21 protein-coding genes are annotated in these 17,582 nt (G+C 35.5%); 10 read left to right on the top strand and 11 right to left on the bottom strand.

From position 1 onward, the window contains the following. Nucleotides 1-44: 44 nt before the first annotated feature. The 4 genes from ATE47_RS07345 to pdeM all read left to right on the top strand — a co-directional run bounded on the left by ATE47_RS07345 (nucleotide 45) and on the right by pdeM (nucleotide 5,799). Nucleotides 45-1,067: a ligase-associated DNA damage response exonuclease gene (locus ATE47_RS07345; protein ID WP_062161351.1), complete on the top strand. Its 1,023-nt coding sequence runs from the start codon at nucleotides 45-47 to the stop codon at nucleotides 1,065-1,067. After that, the gene (locus ATE47_RS07340) at nucleotides 1,064-2,644 is read left to right on the top strand and encodes an ATP-dependent DNA ligase (protein WP_062161350.1); all 1,581 of its coding nucleotides are present in this window, start codon (nucleotides 1,064-1,066) and stop codon (nucleotides 2,642-2,644) included. The genes ATE47_RS07345 and ATE47_RS07340 overlap by 4 nt, the downstream gene beginning before the upstream one ends. Before the next feature lie 62 nt (nucleotides 2,645-2,706). Beyond that, entirely contained in the window at nucleotides 2,707-5,154 is a 2,448-nt protein-coding gene (locus ATE47_RS07335; protein ID WP_150114797.1) for a ligase-associated DNA damage response DEXH box helicase, read from the top strand. Continuing rightward, nucleotides 5,155-5,799 (top strand): ligase-associated DNA damage response endonuclease PdeM, encoded by a 645-nt coding sequence (gene pdeM / locus ATE47_RS07330; protein ID WP_062161349.1) that lies wholly within the window; start codon nucleotides 5,155-5,157, stop codon nucleotides 5,797-5,799. Nucleotide 5,800: 1 nt separating this feature from the next. On the opposite strand, the gene ATE47_RS07325 is transcribed toward pdeM, so the two are convergent. After that, nucleotides 5,801-6,322 (bottom strand): GNAT family N-acetyltransferase, encoded by a 522-nt coding sequence (locus tag ATE47_RS07325; protein WP_062161348.1) that lies wholly within the window; start codon nucleotides 6,320-6,322, stop codon nucleotides 5,801-5,803. Between the two features lie 21 nt (nucleotides 6,323-6,343). After that, on the bottom strand, nucleotides 6,344-6,925 hold the full coding sequence (locus ATE47_RS07320; protein ID WP_062161347.1) for a 5'-methylthioadenosine/S-adenosylhomocysteine nucleosidase family protein: 582 nt from the start codon (nucleotides 6,923-6,925) through the stop codon (nucleotides 6,344-6,346). Nucleotides 6,926-7,102: 177 nt separating this feature from the next. On the opposite strand from ATE47_RS07320, the gene ATE47_RS07315 reads away from it, so the two are divergent. Beyond that, nucleotides 7,103-7,834, top strand: coding sequence for an MBL fold metallo-hydrolase (locus ATE47_RS07315; protein WP_062161346.1), 732 nt, complete (start codon nucleotides 7,103-7,105; stop codon nucleotides 7,832-7,834). A 17-nt stretch (nucleotides 7,835-7,851) separates the two neighbouring features. Here ATE47_RS07315 and ATE47_RS07310 read toward each other — a convergent pair whose 3' ends face one another. Next, nucleotides 7,852-8,193, bottom strand: coding sequence for a helix-turn-helix transcriptional regulator (locus tag ATE47_RS07310; protein WP_062161345.1), 342 nt, complete (start codon nucleotides 8,191-8,193; stop codon nucleotides 7,852-7,854). 692 nt (nucleotides 8,194-8,885) lie between these two features. On the opposite strand from ATE47_RS07310, the gene ATE47_RS07305 reads away from it, so the two are divergent. The 5 genes from ATE47_RS07305 to ATE47_RS07285 all read left to right on the top strand — a co-directional run bounded on the left by ATE47_RS07305 (nucleotide 8,886) and on the right by ATE47_RS07285 (nucleotide 11,309). Further along, nucleotides 8,886-9,476 (top strand): TetR/AcrR family transcriptional regulator, encoded by a 591-nt coding sequence (locus ATE47_RS07305; protein WP_062161344.1) that lies wholly within the window; start codon nucleotides 8,886-8,888, stop codon nucleotides 9,474-9,476. Between the two features lie 72 nt (nucleotides 9,477-9,548). Continuing rightward, a complete protein-coding gene (locus ATE47_RS07300; protein WP_062161343.1) occupies nucleotides 9,549-10,007 on the top strand; it encodes a hypothetical protein in 459 nt (152 codons plus the stop codon). A gap of 2 nt (nucleotides 10,008-10,009) precedes the next feature. Beyond that, nucleotides 10,010-10,312 carry a DUF3817 domain-containing protein gene (locus tag ATE47_RS07295; RefSeq protein ID WP_062161342.1) on the top strand — a complete coding sequence of 101 codons (303 nt, stop codon included), beginning with the start codon at nucleotides 10,010-10,012 and terminating at the stop codon, nucleotides 10,310-10,312. Further along, nucleotides 10,309-10,683, top strand: a complete 375-nt coding sequence (locus tag ATE47_RS07290; RefSeq protein ID WP_062161341.1) for a rhodanese-like domain-containing protein — start codon at nucleotides 10,309-10,311, stop codon at nucleotides 10,681-10,683. The genes ATE47_RS07295 and ATE47_RS07290 overlap by 4 nt, the downstream gene beginning before the upstream one ends. Before the next feature lie 116 nt (nucleotides 10,684-10,799). Then, on the top strand, nucleotides 10,800-11,309 hold the full coding sequence (locus ATE47_RS07285; protein ID WP_062161340.1) for a pyridoxamine 5'-phosphate oxidase family protein: 510 nt from the start codon (nucleotides 10,800-10,802) through the stop codon (nucleotides 11,307-11,309). Nucleotides 11,310-11,386: 77 nt separating this feature from the next. On the opposite strand, the gene ATE47_RS07280 is transcribed toward ATE47_RS07285, so the two are convergent. From ATE47_RS07280 to ATE47_RS07250, 8 genes are all read right to left on the bottom strand, one after another. Continuing rightward, complete coding sequence (locus tag ATE47_RS07280; RefSeq protein WP_062163483.1) at nucleotides 11,387-11,692, bottom strand: monooxygenase; 306 nt, start codon at nucleotides 11,690-11,692, stop codon at nucleotides 11,387-11,389. A gap of 122 nt (nucleotides 11,693-11,814) precedes the next feature. Then, nucleotides 11,815-12,471: a DUF6766 family protein gene (locus ATE47_RS07275; protein ID WP_062161339.1), complete on the bottom strand. Its 657-nt coding sequence runs from the start codon at nucleotides 12,469-12,471 to the stop codon at nucleotides 11,815-11,817. A gap of 11 nt (nucleotides 12,472-12,482) precedes the next feature. After that, on the bottom strand, nucleotides 12,483-14,009 hold the full coding sequence (locus ATE47_RS07270; RefSeq protein ID WP_062161338.1) for an FAD-dependent oxidoreductase: 1,527 nt from the start codon (nucleotides 14,007-14,009) through the stop codon (nucleotides 12,483-12,485). A gap of 44 nt (nucleotides 14,010-14,053) precedes the next feature. After that, entirely contained in the window at nucleotides 14,054-14,221 is a 168-nt protein-coding gene (locus ATE47_RS19220; protein ID WP_185097140.1) for a hypothetical protein, read from the bottom strand. A gap of 56 nt (nucleotides 14,222-14,277) precedes the next feature. Continuing rightward, entirely contained in the window at nucleotides 14,278-15,030 is a 753-nt protein-coding gene (locus ATE47_RS07265; protein WP_062161337.1) for an SDR family oxidoreductase, read from the bottom strand. Between the two features lie 7 nt (nucleotides 15,031-15,037). Continuing rightward, the gene (locus tag ATE47_RS07260) at nucleotides 15,038-15,835 is read right to left on the bottom strand and encodes an SDR family NAD(P)-dependent oxidoreductase (RefSeq protein ID WP_062161336.1); all 798 of its coding nucleotides are present in this window, start codon (nucleotides 15,833-15,835) and stop codon (nucleotides 15,038-15,040) included. 6 nt (nucleotides 15,836-15,841) lie between these two features. Beyond that, entirely contained in the window at nucleotides 15,842-16,342 is a 501-nt protein-coding gene (locus ATE47_RS07255; protein ID WP_062161335.1) for a CinA family protein, read from the bottom strand. A gap of 34 nt (nucleotides 16,343-16,376) precedes the next feature. Continuing rightward, on the bottom strand, nucleotides 16,377-17,555 hold the full coding sequence (locus tag ATE47_RS07250) for a zinc-dependent alcohol dehydrogenase (protein WP_062161334.1): 1,179 nt from the start codon (nucleotides 17,553-17,555) through the stop codon (nucleotides 16,377-16,379). Nucleotides 17,556-17,582: the final 27 nt, after the last annotated feature.

Below are 17,582 nucleotides of genomic sequence, written 5' to 3'. Positions count from 1 at the left end.
TTGGTTAGATTTTTGAATTGTTAAGGTTAAATTAATTCACACCATTGAAACTAATCACATTCACAAATAAAGGAATTTACTGTCCACAAGGAAAATTTTACATTGATCCTTGGCGACCTGTTGATTTGGCGGTCATTACCCATGGCCATGCAGATCATGCGCGTTGGGGAATGAAAAAATATCTCTGCCATAATTTTACAAAACCGATTTTGCATCAAAGGATTAGTGAAGATATTGAATGTCAAAGTGTTGAATATGGTGAAGTGATAAACATAAATGGAGTAAAAGTTTCGCTTCATCCGGCAGGACATATCATCGGTTCTGCGCAGATCCGGCTAGAATATAAAGGGTATGTAAGTGTGATTTCCGGTGATTATAAAGTTCAGAATGATGGTCTGAGCACGCCATTTGAGTTGGTAAAATGTAATGAATTCGTTACAGAAAGTACTTTCGGGCTTCCTATTTATAATTGGCTGGAGGTTGAAGATTTAAATAAAAAACTTCAGAGTTGGGTGCTCAGAAATAAAGAAAATGAAAAAACTTCAGTGTTTATCGGTTATTCATTGGGTAAGGCACAACGAATTATGAAGGCGGTTGAAGGGTTGGGGAAAATCCATGTTCACTACTCTATTGGTAAGTTGAATGAAGCTTTCGAAACTGTTGGAATCACGCTCCCCGATTACGAAATTCCTGATTTTAAGGAAAGTGTGAAATATTTGCAAAACGATATTGTGATTGTTCCTCCCGCTTTGCTCGACAGCAATATAATCAAAAAAATTCCTAATGCCGCAACGGCAATTTGCTCAGGCTGGATGCAGGTTCGCGGGGCAAGAAGATGGCGGAGCGCAGACGCAGGTTTTGCTATGAGTGATCATGCCGACTGGAACGGTTTATTGCAAGCAATAAAAGCTACTGAAGCGGAAATTGTTCACGTTACACACGGACAAACGGAAGTTTTTTCTAAATATTTAAATGAAATCGGAATAAAAGCCGATGTTGTTGAAACCTTGTACGGCGAAGATGAAGAAGAAACAGAAAAAGAAATCATCGAAAATCCAGAGCAATGAAACATTTTGCAGAACTTATCAATGCCTTGGAAAGCACGAATAAAACCAACGCTAAAATTGACGCCATTATCGATTATCTGGAACGTGCGCCTGATGAAGATAAAGTATGGTTTATTGCCCTTTTTACGGGGAAAAGGCCAAAACGAAATGTGAATACCAACTACATGAAAGAATGGGCATTGGAGATTACCGGGCTGCCTTTTTGGCTGTTTCAGGAAAGCTACTCTTCGGTAGGAGATCTGGGTGAAACACTTTCGTTGATTTTACCTCCTCCGGCGAAAAAAATTGAGCGCTCACTTTCCCAGTGGATGAATGATATTATTGATCTTAAAAATAAAATCGACATTGAGAAAAAAGAATTTGTTTTAAATTCATGGAATGGTTTAGATTATACGGAACGATTGATTTTCAATAAATTATTAGGAGGAAGTTTCAGAATTGGAGTTTCTGATAAAACCTTAATTAATGCATTAACAAAATTCTCAGAACAGGAATCAAGCACTTTAATGCATAGTTTAATGGGGAAATGGCAGCCTGATGAAATTTCATTTAAAGAGTTGATTTCGGCGGAAAAAATTAACCCTGACAATTCAAAGCCTTATCCTTTCTGCCTGGCGTACCCGTTAGAAAAAGAATTGAAAGAACTTGGAGCTCCGAATGACTGGTTGATTGAATACAAATGGGACGGAATTCGTGGACAAATTATCAGAAGAAATGATGAAGTTTTTATCTGGTCGAGAGGTGAAGAGCTGATCACTGAACAGTTTCCTGAGATAAAAGATGTTATTCAAAAAATGAATGGAAATTTCGTAATAGATGGAGAAATACTTGCGGTAAAGGATGATAAGGTATTAAACTTTAACGAATTACAAAAAAGATTAAATAGAAAAACTTTAACTAAAAAAATGCTTTCGGAAATCCCGATTCAGGTTTTTGCGTATGATTTACTGGAATTAGAAAATAATGACTTAAGAGAAAAGCCAATTGCGGCAAGACGGGCAATGCTGGAAGAATTATTATTAAATGAAACCCCTGAAAACATAAAAATTTCTAAAGTAATTGAGTTTGAAAGGTGGGAAGATTTAAACCAAATCAGGGAAAACTCAAGAGAAATTAACAGTGAAGGTTTAATGCTAAAACAAAAAAATTCTCCATACCATTCCGGACGTAAAAAAGGTGATTGGTGGAAGTGGAAAATCAATCCTTTAACTATCGATGCCGTTCTGATTTATGCCCAAAAAGGCAGTGGACGGAGAAGTGCCTACTACACCGATTACACTTTTGCCGTTAAAAATGGTGATGCTTTGGTAACTATTGCAAAGGCTTATTCCGGTTTGACAGACAAAGAAATAATGGAAGTAAGCAAGTTTGTTAATAAAAATGCTATTGAAAAATTCGGACCTGTCCGAACTGTAAAAGCTGAGTTGGTTTTTGAAATTGCTTTTGAAGGAATAGGTTTCAGTAATCGTCATAAAAGCGGTGTAGCACTACGTTTTCCAAGAATTATGAGATGGCGTAAAGACAAAACAGTGGATGAAATTGATGATCTGGAGGAAATAAAAAAACTAATACAATAAATTAATTTTAATGAATTTTTTCTAATAAGACTACCCAATCTTGTTAACCAAAATATAATAACTTGAGTAATTTCGAAAATACCAACGGATTCAAAGTCATTCAGCAATGGATGGCTGACAAAGGTATTTCCCCTTTCAAATTCCAAGTTGACACATGGCAAAAGTTTGAAAACGGTTATAGCGGAATGGTTGTTGCACCTACAGGTTTCGGAAAAACATTTTCCGTCTTTTTAGCTTTAATCACGAATTTTTTAAACCATCCTGAAAAATACAAAAAGGGCCTGCAAATGATCTGGATTACGCCTCTCCGTTCGCTTTCAAAAGATATTGCGAAAGCAATGCAGGAAGCGATTGACGAAGTTGGTTTAGATTGGGTTGTAGGTGTCCGAAACGGAGATACCGATCCGAAAGTCCGACAGCAACAGGTGAAAAATATGCCTGAAATTTTGGTCGTTACTCCCGAAAGTCTGCATTTACTTCTTGGTCAAAAAAATCATGCAAGATTCTTTAGTGAAATGAAAACGATTGTTGTTGATGAATGGCATGAATTATTGGGCTCAAAGCGAGGTGTGATGGTTGAGTTGGGGATTTCTCAATTAACGAAATATGTTCCTAAACTTAAAATCTGGGGAATCACCGCAACAATTGGAAATCTTGATGACGCAATGGACGTTCTGATTCCTTATGATATTAAGAAAACAAAAATTACAGCAAAAGAATATAAAAAGATTGATATTTTACCGGTTTTTCCGGATGAAGTTGAAATTTTGCCGTGGGCGGGGCATTTAGGAGCAAAACTTGCCGATAAAATTGTCCCGATCATTTTAGATTCAAAATCAACGATTGTTTTTACCAACACCCGGAGCCAAAGTGAAATGTGGTACCAATTGTTACTGGATGCGTATCCGGATTTTGCAGGGCAGATTGCCATTCACCATAGCTCAATTGATGCTCATTTAAGAATTTGGATTGAGGAAAACTTAAGTTCAGGAAAATTAAAAGCAGTTGTTTCCACTTCATCTTTAGATTTAGGTATAGACTTCAAACCTGTTGATACTGTGATACAAGTGGGTTCTGCAAAAGGTGTCGCGAGATTTCTTCAGCGAGCTGGACGAAGCGGGCACTCCCCTTTTGAAACTTCAAAAATCTATTGCGTTCCAACCCATTCTTTGGAACTGATTGAAGTTGCAGCTTTGAAAGAAGCTGTCAAGCAAAAAGTAATTGAACCTCGTGAGCCACAGGTTTTATGTTTTGATGTTTTGGTTCAGTTTCTAATGACTTTAGCTATTGGTGATGGATTTTATCCTAAAGAAACTCATGAAAGAATTAAAAAAGTTTACGCTTTTCAGGAAATGACGGATGAAGAATGGAAAGAGATCCTGGATTTTCTTACTATTGGCGGAAGTGTTTTAAAAAATTACGAAGAGTTCCATAAAATTGTGATTATGGAAGATGGTCTTTATAGAGTAACTTCACGAAAAATAGCTATGCTTCACCGGATGAATATGGGAGTAATCGTAAGCGATGCTATGCTAAAAGTGAAATTTATTTCGGGCGGTTATATTGGGATGGTTGAGGAATATTTTATCTCAAAATTAAAAAAAGACGAAAAATTTATTCTTGCCGGAAGAGTTTTGGAGGTAGCAATGATTAAGGATATGACGGTTTATGTAAGAGCTTCGAAAGGGAAAGCATTTGCGCCGAGCTATTTGGGAGGAAGACTGCCTTTGAGCTCTAATTTAGGACATTTTTTAAGGGAAAAGCTGTCCGGTGCTTTAAACCCGAAAGCTTCTGAGAAAGAACTGAAATTTTTACATCCCTTATTGATTAATCAGGAAAAAAATTCACATATTCCGAAAGAGGATGAATTTTTGGTTGAATTAATAAAAAACCGTGAAGGTTACCATTTATTTATGTATCCTTTTGAGGGTCGTCTAGTGCATGAAGTAATGGCTGCCCTGATTGCTTATAGAATCTCAAAATGGGCTCCGATTTCTTTTTCTATGGCTATGAATGATTATGGCTTTGAATTATTTAGTGATAAAGAAATTCCGTTAAATGAAGAAAATTTAGATAAAATTTTAACCAGGGAAAACTTAATGACCGATGTTATCTCAAGTATTAATTCTGCAGAAATGGCAAGGCGGAAATTCCGTGATATTGCGGTTATTTCCGGGATGGTGATTCAAAATTATGCAGGAAAACAGCGTTCCAATAAGTCTTTACAAAGTTCGGCCGGGTTAATTTTTAAAGTTTTAGAAGATTATAATCCCAATCATTTCCTTGTAAGGCAGTCTTATACGGAGGTTTTCAATGCGCAACTGCAGGAACAAAGATTAGTTGAAGCTTTCAAACGTATCGAAAAATCGAAAATTATCTTAAAATTTTCCAATACTTTTACACCTTTAAGTTTTCCTATTAAAGTTGACAGCTTGAGGCAAACCCTTTCCAGTGAAGGGCTGGATGCGAGAATTCGACGAATGCTGGAACAGGCAAGAAAATATAAATAAATGAATATTGCTACGAAAAATATAAAAATCCAAAGCGAAATTTTTACATTAACAAATCAGCGGGCGGCTTTTTGGAAGAAAGAAAAAGCGTTAATATTATCAGATCTCCATATCGGGAAAACTGCACATTTCCGGAAAAACGGAATTGCTCTGGCTAATCATATTATGAAAAGTGACCTGGAAAGGCTGTCTGTTTTGATTGAATATTTTCAGCCTGAAAAATTCATTGTGGTAGGAGATTTACTCCATGCAGGAGATAATTCTGATGTGGATGAATTTTGCAGCTGGAGAAATCAGTATCCGGATTTACAATTTTACCTGATTGAAGGAAATCACGATAAAATTTCTAAAAAGTTAGAATCAAAATTATGTTTAAATTTTAAAGCAGAAATATTAGAAATAGATAATATTATTTTTGTTCATGATTTTAAAAAAGATCAGTTAAAATTTCAGGTTACCGGACATATTCATCCAGGGTTTGTTATTAATTCTTCTGTGAAAAATATCAAGCTGCCTTGTTTTGTGGTCACGGAAAATCAATTGCTTCTTCCCGCCTTTAGTGAATTCACGGGTTTGGATACAAAAAATCTCCCGAAAAAAGGGAGATTCTATATTTTTACAGATTCGGAAATTTATGAAATCTAGCTTATTTTAGTATTTTTTTCATCATCAGATCTGTTTGTTCATCAGTTCCAAGTACGAAAATATGTTTATCAAATTCTACAAAACCATTTTTTTTATAAAAATTTACCGCTTTTAAATTTTCCTCCCAAACACCTAGCCAAATGTATTCTTTCCTTTCCTGCCCGGCTATTTCAAGAGCTTTATCATATAAAATCTGGCCAACTTTTTTTCCCTGATGACTGCTTTTTACGTAAATTCTTTCAATTTCCAGAGACGTTTCATCCTGCAATTCCGTTTGTGCAGCTCCCGTATTTATTTTCAGATAACCAATGGGATTATTCTCATCCCAAGCAATAAAGAATTGAGAATCAGGAGTGTTGATTTCCTTTTTTAATTTTTCTTCTGAAAAGCTTTCATCAAGATATTTTTGCATTTCTTCTTCCGAATTATTTTTTGCAAAAGTTTCGTAAAAGGTTTCTCTTCCTACATTTTTAATCGTTTCCAGATCTTCTATAGAAGCTTTTTTAATAGTAATTGGTGACATTTTATATGATTTTAATGCAATTTATGAAAATAAAATTTTGTTGAAAGCTTCTGCAGCCAGATGTACCTGAACTGTCCAGTCATCAGCCGCCTCACTTCCTGCATCGTCTGAAATATACTTTAAACAAAGAAAGGGGATTTTTTCTTTCATGGCAATCAACGCCAGAGGATAGGCTTCCATATCAACAATATTGTAAGCTGTTTCTGCATGATTCATTTCGAAGCTGTCGCCACTTCCGCAAATTCCTTCTGGCAGGCCATTTCTCTTTAAGCCATATTCCAAAACGGGTGGAATTCCGGAAAGAGGTGTTTCATATAGGCTAAATCCTAGTCCTCTCACATCCATATCTCTTTGGATGAATTTTGTACAGCAGATTACCTCTCCTTTATGAAAATTTTTGCTACCTGCAGAACCTAAATTTACTATTAATTTTGGCCTATTACGATGAATTTCTTTCGTTAACTCCATAGTGGCGTTTACTTTCCCGATACCCGTAATTAATTTATTTTTATCATTAAAAACTTTTCCAGCTTCGGAGTCTAAAGCAAAAACGAAAAGTGTTTCCGAAACAGAAAATTGAAGTTCGTCGTTTATTTTTATCATTTATTTTACATTAATTTTTTACAATTATTTGTATTACAAGAACTTTGTTCCAATTGTTTTTCTGATATCAAATATACTTATTACGACTTAGTTTTAGAGAAGATTTATTGGTTTTAACAATGATTTGTATTGTGAAAAAAGTTTCCCGGATTAAAAATTAATAAAGAACTTTGCGGTATGAAAATTATACCATTGAAAGAAGGAAATTTTTCTACTAATGAAACAAAAGACTTTACACTTTTAACAGAAGAAAATTTTAAAACGGTTAAAGGTATCAAAATGTCTGTACAACCTTTTTTAATTATTACTGAGCATGATGTTATTATGCTGGACGCAGGAATCGGGTGGAAAAACAGCAATGGGAAAACGGTAATTTCCGAAATTCTTGAAAAGGAAAATATTCATCCAAATCAAGTAACGAAAGTATTGCTTTCACATCTTCATAAAGATCATATTGAAACTGTAATAATCCGTACGGAGAATGGTTTTGAAGCCACTTATCCCAATGCCGCAATATATATTCAAAAACGCGAGCTGGACTTTACAATGGAAAACCGGGGCAGTCACTCTTTCGATTTTGATACCCTTGAAAAGCTTATTGAGCTTGAAAATATTGTGTGGATGGATGAAGATGAAGGGCAGATTACTGATGAAATTTCATTTCAGGTTGTTGGTGGCCACACCCCTTTCATGCAGGTTTTTTGGATCAGGGAAAAAGATGAAACTGTTTTTTACGGTGCTGATGATCTTCCGCAGGAATCATATTTAAAATATCATCTGGCCTACAAAACGGATTTTGATGGCAGAAAAGCAATGGAATTAAGAATAAAATGGCAAAAGGAAGCCATTGAAAATCACTGGAAAATTTTATTATACCACGATCTTGACAAGGCGGTTTTAGAATTTTAAAATAACAAAAAAATGGTTTAAAGTTCATTAAACCACTTATAGATATCCATTTCAGAAGGAATATTGAGCTTTTTCCTCAATCTGTTTTTCCGGTTCTGAATAGCTTTTGGAGTTACAAATGTGTAGGTTGCAATTTCTTTGGTGGTAAGATTCAGTTTTAAATAAATACAAAAAATAAGTTCCGAATTTTTAAGATTGGGCTGAATTGCAGATAATTTTCGGAAAAAATCCGGATCAACTAATCTGAATTTGCTCAAAAGACGGGGCGAGTTTTCTTTGGCTAAAGCTAAAATTTCGTCTTGTACAAAAATTTTCTGGTTTAAATCTTCTAAATTGAATTCAGGTCTATGGTTTTTCATAATATTTTCTCATCTCTAATAAGTTCTGTCGCTTGTGCTTCAGAATTTAACTTCTCTACTTACTCTGCTTCAACTTTTCTACTTTTTCAAAATAATGAGTTGTTGAAGTTTAATAATTATTATTATCTAAAATCTCACATCTTAAAAACAAAATTAATGTAGCTTTGAACGGTTGTATTAGTTAGAATAATTTTCTCAAAGAGAAATAAAGGCAAAGAAAGAAAAAATGATTAAAACTTCACCTAATTGAAATACCACATACATACCACGTTAGCTTTCACATTTATCTGTCAGATCCATGTTACATTATTTGGAAAGCTTGATAACAGTCTAATTATTGTAATTCAAAAATAGATAATATTTACTGTGTTTTTTATGATCTTAATCAACAGTAAATGAATTTTTTAAAAACTGCGTAATGTGGTTTAAGGCTGCTTTGTAAACAGTTTTCCATGATATATGTCTAATAATTTGTCCACTTATTTTTTTCTTAATCTATAGATAACTTAATAATTGAATTCTATTATCATTTATTGAACAATAAAAAATATGGAGAAACAACAAATTCTTAAAATTCAAAACAGAAAAATTTCCTATTGAATCAACAATTCAATTAAAATAAAGTTGAAAAATTATAGAATTGCTTTCGATGGAAAAAAATTGTTCCTTTGCAATAAAGTGAACCTATTTTCATGAAAAAATCGGAGGCAACACGGCTTACAATTCTTCAAAAAGCGTTCGAACTTATCTATACCAATGGCTATCAAACGACCAGTGTAGACGAGATTATTGCGACAACCCAGGTGACAAAAGGTGCTTTCTATTATCATTTCAAAACAAAAGATGAGATGGGTCTTGCTATTATTAATGAACTCCTCAAACCGAACTTCAAAAATACTTTCATTGAACCGATGCAAACTCATGAAAATCCATTAGATATAATTTATAATCTGATGTACAACCTCTTAATGGAAAATGAAGTTTTAAAGGTAGAATATGGCTGCCCAGCTTCGAATTTCACCCAGGAAATGGCTCCGTGGAATATCGATTTTACCAAAGCTTTGAACGAACTTTCCCTGCAGTGGGAGAAAGCAATGATTGACGCTATCGAAAAAGGTAAAATAAATGGCAAAATTAAGATGAATGTAAAAGGAAAAGAAGTTGCTGTTTTTGTAATGGCGGGTTATTGGGGCGTGAGAAATTTAGGGAAACTGGAAAATTCTAAAGAGGTATATGTTGTTTATTTAAAGGGACTTAAAGCATATCTTGATAGTTTAAAATAATTTTTTTATTTAAAAACATACTAATTAGTATGTTTTTGTTTTACCTTTGTCCTATTATTTAAAAGTTGATAAATGTATCAGACCCTTACTTTTTTGCATTCTACTTTTCGGTGGTTGGTTTTATTGAGTTTACTTTATTCAATCTTCAGGGCTTACAAAGGTTATTTCTCTGATAGGAAATTCTCAAAAACAGATAATTCGGTGCGGCATTGGACGGCAACAATTGCTCATGTTCAATTGATTCTGGGAATTAGCTTGTACTCTCAAAGCCCGATTATCAAGTACTTTTGGAATAATTTTAATGAAGCAAAAGAGTCTTTTGATCTTTTATTTTTCGGATTAATTCATATTTTTCTGATGTTTTTTTCCATTATTTTAATAACCGTTGGATCAGCAATTTCAAAACGGAAACCAACTGATAAAGAGAAATTTAAAACTATGCTTGTATGGTTTACAATTGCCTTGATCATTATCTTTATTGCCATTCCGTGGCCCTTCTCTCCTTTTGCTAACAGACCTTATTTAAGATAATTATGATTGATTTATTTAAAACTAAAATCGGGCGATTGAGAATTATTGCCATTCTTGAAGGAATTTCATTACTAATCTTAGTATTTATCGCTGTTCCCATGAAATATGGATTTGATAATCCTGCTTTTGTAAAGTTAATGGGACCTGTTCACGGTTCATTATTTCTGCTTTTTTTATTTAATACTTTAAGTGTTGGTATCGAACAAAACTGGAAGTTTAAAGAAATAACCTGGAAGGTACTTTTAGCGTGTATTATTCCGTTTGGAACATTTTATATTGATAGAAAAATTTTAAGTAAAATATGAAAAATGTATTGATTTTCTGTGGTATCATTCTTACAGTTTATATCGTCTACAGAATTTACAAATATCAGACTTTGGATAACGGCCTGGACAAGCTGATCAGAAGCGGTGCCGTGATTCTCGATGTAAGAACCGAAAAAGAATATGAAACCGGACATATCGCAGGATCACAAAACATTTCTCTGGGAACCATACGGGAAAGATTTATAGAACTTGATCCTGACAAAACTTATATTACGGTTTGTTCTCATGGCTTAAGAAGTGTGAAAGTTGAAAATATTTTAAAAGAAAAAGGTTTTAAAAATGTTCATAATGGCGGAGCATGGAGTGATTTGCAGAAAAATTTCAACCTCAAAGTTTCAGAGAAAAAATAAAGTAATTGTTGGTTAAAAATATTCGTAATAATTTTAATTGTGGTCAGATTTTTGAAGAGTAATTAGTAGTTAAAAATCAACTTTAACTAAAACCAATCACTTAAAAATATAATATTATGTCTACAGAAAATCTTACAAACCTTGAAGCAATTAAAAAGATCAAAGAACTGTCGGAAAGCGCAAAAATATGTATGTTTTGTACAGAATTGGAGACCCTTCCGATCAATTCCCGTCCCATGACTTTACAGGAAACCGACGGTGAAGGAAATCTTTGGTTTATCAGCAGCGATACAAGCAATAAAAATTTTGAAATAAAAGATGATAAGAGAGTCCAGTTATTTTTTATGAATAATGGTGATTATCAATACCTTTCAATATTTGGAACGGCAACTATTTACAAAGACAAATCAACAATTGAAGACAAATGGTCACCGATGGCAAAAGCCTGGTTTGAAGAAGGAAAAGATGATCCCGCAGTATCAATCATCCGTGTAGAGCCCAAAGAATCATATTATTGGGATACGAAAGCAGGAAAATTGGTAAGCCTTTTAAATTTTGTTGCAAACGTTGTTACGGGAAATACCACAGACAATTCTGACGGTGTTGAGGGTAATGCGAAAATCTAATTGTATTTAATTAATAATAGAAATAAAAAAAAGCAGTGAAAATTTTTCACTGCTTTTTATGTTTTAGTTAAAGTTTATCAAATTGGGGAATGGTTGATATTAGTAAGACTTTCATTGATTTCAAAAATCTTGTATGTTACATCTTTATAGCCCCACTCTTCCAGCCTTACCGTATGTTTTTCAAGATATATATCTGCAGATTTTCTGCTATCAAAAAGGTAAATTCCACCAACTTCCTTATCCTTTTCGCTTTCGGTCCATATTTTCCAAATAAAGCCGGGTTCTTCATTAATACTTTCGGCTAAATCTTTTAAATTTTCTGCCATTTCTTTTCCAAAAGGTCCTTCATGCGGAAAATCCACATATAAAATAACTTTCTCCATTTTACTTATTTTCATTAATTGTTTTCACTTTCAAAGTCCCTAAAACAGGCACTTTCTTCATAAATATACTGAAAATAAACCACAGGAGGGGGATATTGTGTGACACAAAAAATGTTAAAATTTTATGGTGACTCATCGTGAGCCATATCCACGGGCTTCGATTCCGGCGAGCCTTTTTCCCGGAGCCAGATCGAAAGAATGACAATTGAGGCCACAGCCAAAAATTCGCTTTGCCAGTTTTGAAAAGATTCAAACCAGAACCTGGATTCAGAAATGTACTGCAAAGCTGTTACGGTAGGTTCATTTTTTGATATTTTCTCTTCATTAAAATCCTTTAAACTTCCATAAAAATGCAAAATAAAACTTACCAAAAATAAAATACCAAAAGCCAACGATAAAGAATGCTTATAAATTTTTAACCAGATTCCGCCTTTTTTTACAGGCCACGGAGCATTCGCATGCGGCTTCGGTTCTTTGTCCACATCTTCTTCTCCCTCCATAGATTTTGATTCGCTTGAGCCTTTTTGCCTTAATGAAATGGTCAATAAAACATACAGCATCATTTGTAAAAACTCACTTTCCCAATTCTCGAAAGTAGCCTGAATAAAGTGTCCGCTGTAAATGTATTGCCCCAGACTGAGCGTTGGGGAACCGTTTTCCAGCAATTCTTTATTTTCTGTCTTCCAGCCTGTAAAAAATTGACCTAAAAGACAGATAATCATTAAAATTATTAAGACAATGCTTAAACTGTTCCGATATAAAAAGCTTTTTTTAGACATAATGTATAGGTTTAGCTAGATTCTGACTCCGGGTCTATCCTCTGGAGATCCTTTACAGTAGGGCCTGTAAGCACTTTTCCATTGACATTAAATCTTGAGCCATGGCAAGGGCAGTCCCAACTCAGTTCAGCATTATTCCACCGGACTTCGCAGAAAGCGTGCGGGCAGGTACTTTTTACAAGGTGCACTCTCCCGGTAACTTCTTTATACAAAGCAAAAGATTCGCCTTCGTATTTTACGACTTTGCCCTCTCCTTCTTTTACATCAGCCAAAGAAGTTATTTTTTCCTTAAAAAGTTTATCTTTAATAAAATCAAAGGCTACAACAGCATTTTCCTTTACAAAATCTGTAAATCCGGCCATTGGTTTTACCCTTGACGGACTGAATATTTGTTCATATTTGCTGCTTCCGGCCACAATTAAATCAGTAAGAACCTGTGAAGAAATTGTCCCGAAAATCATTCCGTTTCCTCTGAAACCTGTTGCTGTATATATTTTCCCGTTGCTTCCGGGCAATTTCCCGATGTATGGAAATCCGTCTACCGGCTCGTAATACTGGCTTGACCAGCTGTAATATGCTGTTTCTACATTAAAATATTTTCGTACATAATTCTCTAACCGAGAAAAACATTCACCTGTATTTTCTTCATGTCCGGTTTTGTGATCTTCACCACCGGCAATCAGAAGGGTTTCACCATTTATTTCCTGTGTTCTGTAATAATGGTAAGGATCCATAAGGTCATAACCCAATTCTTTAGGATAATTTTCATCTTTTAAACTAAAAGCAATGGCGTAGCTTCTGTAAGGTGAATTGGTAAAATGAAGAACGCTTACTCCGGGAGGAATATGCGTTGCATACACTACATTTTTGGCTTTAATGTCTCCTTTTGAAGTTTTTAGAATAACAAGATCTTCCTGTTCATCATGGCTTTCGCAAAAGCATTCTTCCTGGATGATTCCTCCTAAATTCACGAAAGCTTCACATAAAGCTTTGATATATTTTATGGGATGAAATTGTGCCTGATCCGGAATAATAACAGCTTTATTAAATGGAATCGGAAAAGGAATCTGGCTTGTATATGTCATGGTATGACCCACTTTGGAGGCACCATCTACAATGTCTTCAAGCTGTTTTTCCTGTTTTTCATCCAAGGCAAAAAGATATGCTGATTTTCTTTCAAAATCACAATCGATATTGTGCTGTTGAATATTATTTTCGATGATACTGATCGCTTCCCGTCCTACTCCGGCAAATAATTTTGCATTGTCCATCCCGAAATCATTGATTGCTTCCGTGAAAGTAGTGTCAAAAAAGTCGTTCAAATGTGCTGTTGTTCCGCCAGTGGTTCCGAAACCTATATTTGCGGCTTCCAGAATGATGCATTTTTTCCCGGATTGCTGTAATTTCAAGGCAGTTGAGACGCCCGTAATTCCTCCACCAACGATTGCTACATCGTATTGCTGGCTAAAATCGGCCTGTAAAGAAAATTTCTTGATTTCTTCCTGCCATATACTTTTTCTTGCCCCATCTCTGTACATAGCTTCTATTTTTTAAGTTAAAATTTGAATAGGCTGAACATTATTTATTTGATATGAATGGTGTCTTGTTCAGCAGAATTTTTGTTAAGTTTTTCACTTTCTGAAGGGTTGTCATATTTATTTTTTGCTTCATCTTCATCAAAATCACATTTGCATGATGTAAAAGTCAACAGACAAAATAGGCCCAAAAGAAGTGTTGCGGTTGTTTTCATAATCTTTTTCAGTTTAATTTAAGTTGATATATTTTATTATTAATTTTTTAAAATTGTTATCCATTTATAATTATTCCTCCGTTTGGATGAAGAACCTGTCCGGTGATCTGAGCGGCATCATCACTTGCTAAAAACAAGAAACTGGTTGCTACTTCTTCCGGTGAAGCATTTCTTTGAAGAGGTGGCTTGCTTTCATCTTCTTCTTGTTCCCCGAAGGTTTTTTTGGTAAGAGGAGTTGCTACAGGTCCGGGTGCCACAGCATTGATGCGGATTCCTTTTGATTTTGCCTGTAGGGCCAGAGATCTTGTAAAAGAAACAATAGCACCTTTCGTGGCAGAATAATCCAACAGTTCCGGATGTCCCTGATAAGCAACGGCAGAGGTGGTATTAATAACCGAGCTGCCTTCTTTTAGGTGAGGAAATACAACTTTTGTGAGAAGAATCATTCCTACAATATTAGAATCGAAGGTTTTTCTGATATTTTCTTCTTTAAGATCTTCAATGTTTTCTTCTGGAAACTGTACCCCGGCGTTGTTGACCAGAATATCAATTCCACCGAATTCTGAAACGACCTTTTTTGTAGTCTCCTGGCAAAATTCATAGTCATTAATATCACCCTGGAAAATAATGGATCTTCGTCCTAAATTTTCAATATCAGCTTTTGTATTCTCTGCATCCTCATGATTTGAGTGGTAAATAATAGCAATATCAGCTCCGTGATGTGCAAAAAGCAGAGCTGCTGCCCTTCCTATCCCACTGTCTGCCCCGGTGATAAGCACCGATTTGTTTTCCAACTTTAAGTCCCCCATATTACACTTATTTTTCAGTTACTGGTTTCTGCATTTCTGCCATATTGTGTGCAGCCATGCTGTCTGAAGAAAGGTTTGACATAGCAACGGATAATTTATTTTTTAATCCTGAAACTACTTTATCATCGCCGTTCATCAAAGCATTATATCCGTCAATGGCCACTTCTTCCGGAGAGGCAAGATTATCTTTGTCTTCCACGATTTTGCTTTCATTCATATCGGCTTTATTGAAAAAGTCTGTATCCGTAGGCCCTGGCAAAAGTGCTGTAACTGTAATTCCGGTATCTTTTAATTCTTCACGGATAGCTTCAGACCATGACAGAACGAAGGCTTTTGTTCCGTGATATACAGAATGCCACGGACCCGGTGCCTTACTTGCAATGGAAGCAAGGTTTAAAATCCTTCCGGAACCTTTTGACAGGCGGTCTTTCAGGAACAGTTTTGTTAAGATGATGACAGAAACAATATTCAGGTTGATGATATCAATTTCCCGGTGAATATCTGTGTCCTGGAATTTTCCGTAAACTCCCTGTCCGGCATCATTTACCAATATTTCGGGGCTGATTCCGTTTAATTGTAACTCTGAATAAAGAGAATAGGCATCATCCTGAATAAAAAGGTTTTTTGCGATAGGAATCACATTCACTCCATACGCTTTGAATTCATCAGCTTTTATTTTCAGCTCATCATGGTTTCGGGCCACCATGACAAGATCGTACCCGTTTTTTGCAAACTGTTTTGCCAGCTCATAACCTATTCCGCTAGTCGCTCCGGTGATTAATACATATTGATTCTTACGTTCCATGACTAATTATTTTAAAATTAATAATTGATTAATTTCACTTTTAAAGCATCCCAAAATAAATTCCGTGTAATACAGCTGCGCATTCAGGGCCTGAGTTTTTGGGTGCAGCTCAAGTTTTTTGGTCAAAATAATTTCACCTTTATAAGCAAAAGAGAAATAAGCAAAAATTTTATAGGAAGAGTTTCGGATTGGTGTACAATAGCCTGTTGTGGCAATAGACCAGTCGGATTCAAAGATTTTAGCGACGTTAAGGGCCATTGTTTCTACGATACTTTCTGAAACGCAGTCACATTCTTCGGCTTCCTGTTTATCAACATTTAATAATCTTACTTTTTCGGGTAGTGTATAGGCCGTCATACCTCCTTTATAAAACAAAGATGCATTCGGCATTTGAGAAAAAGCTAACTGTAAACAGCCTGATGTAACGCTTTCTACAACGGAAATCGTTTCATCGGTAGTCAGTAAAGACTGACTAATATATTCTAAAAGATTTTTTTGAAATTCCATAATTTTAATATTTTAAGTGTTGTGTGTTATTTTTCTAAAGGGTGGAGGTTTTCCATGGATCGAGGACTACTTTTACGCATCCGTCTTCCTTTTTATCGAATATTTCGTAACCTTTAGAAACATCTTCCAAAGAAAGCCGATGTGTAATAATGTCGTCTAAAGTAACATGGCCGCTTTGTACATGGTCCAACAGCTCATCTATGATAGGATGAACGTTGCACTGGCCGGCTTTTATGGTAATTCCTTTATCGAAGATCTGACCAAGCTTGAAGTTATCATAATTAACAGGATAAACTCCTAAAACGGAAACAATTCCGCCACGTCTTACGGCGCTCATACAGGCTTCAAGAACTTTAATAGAACCTTTTTCAAGGTTTAAAACTGCTTTTGCACGGTCTATTAAATTCCTGTCCGGTTCAAAGCCAACAGCATCAATACAAAGATCCGCTCCTCTGCCATCCGTCATATCCCTGATTTGTTGAATCACGTCTTTGCCGTCTTCCCATAAAATGGTATCACAGCCTGTTAGCTTTTTAATCTGATCTAATCTGTATTGCTGTGTATCAACAACAATAACTTTTTTTGCGTTATATAAAATCGCACTCTTTGCAGACATGGATCCTACAGGACCTGCCCCGAAAATAGCAACAGTTTCCCCGCCTTTTAATTCTCCCCACATTACTCCGGTGTAGCCTGTCGGGAAAATATCGGTAAGGAACAGAACCTGCTCATCTGTAAGGTTGTCCGGGACTTTTCTTGGTCCAAAATGAGCGTAAGGAACTCTCACATATTGCGCCTGTCCGCCGTCATAACCTCCATAAAGATCAGTGTAGCCGAAAAGAGCGCCTCCTTTATCCGTAAGAATTCCACCTTCCGGGCCGTAATGTTCAGGATTGCTGTGCTCACAGGCTGTCGGAAGGTCATGCTGACAGAAATAGCAGGTACCGCAAGAAATAGGGAAAGGAACAACTACCCTGTCACCAACTTTAAGATTGGTGATATGCTGTCCCACTTCTTCCACAACTCCCATGAATTCATGGCCCATTACCATTGGGCGTAATTGAGGAATTCCCCCTGAATACATGTGTAAGTCGCTTCCACAAATGGCTGTAGAGGTTACTTTTAAGATAATATCATTAGAGTTTTTAATAATAGGATCATCAACTGTATCGCAGGTAATGATTCCCGGACCGTGAATAACTGCTGCTTTCATAATTTTATATTTTAAGTGTGATTTGGT

This window comes from Chryseobacterium sp. IHB B 17019, assembly GCF_001456155.1.
In the GTDB taxonomy this organism is placed as follows: Bacteria; Bacteroidota; Bacteroidia; order Flavobacteriales; family Weeksellaceae; genus Chryseobacterium.
The sequence above is the reverse complement of the archived record's forward strand: the minus strand, read 5'-3'. Positions and strand labels throughout refer to the sequence as shown.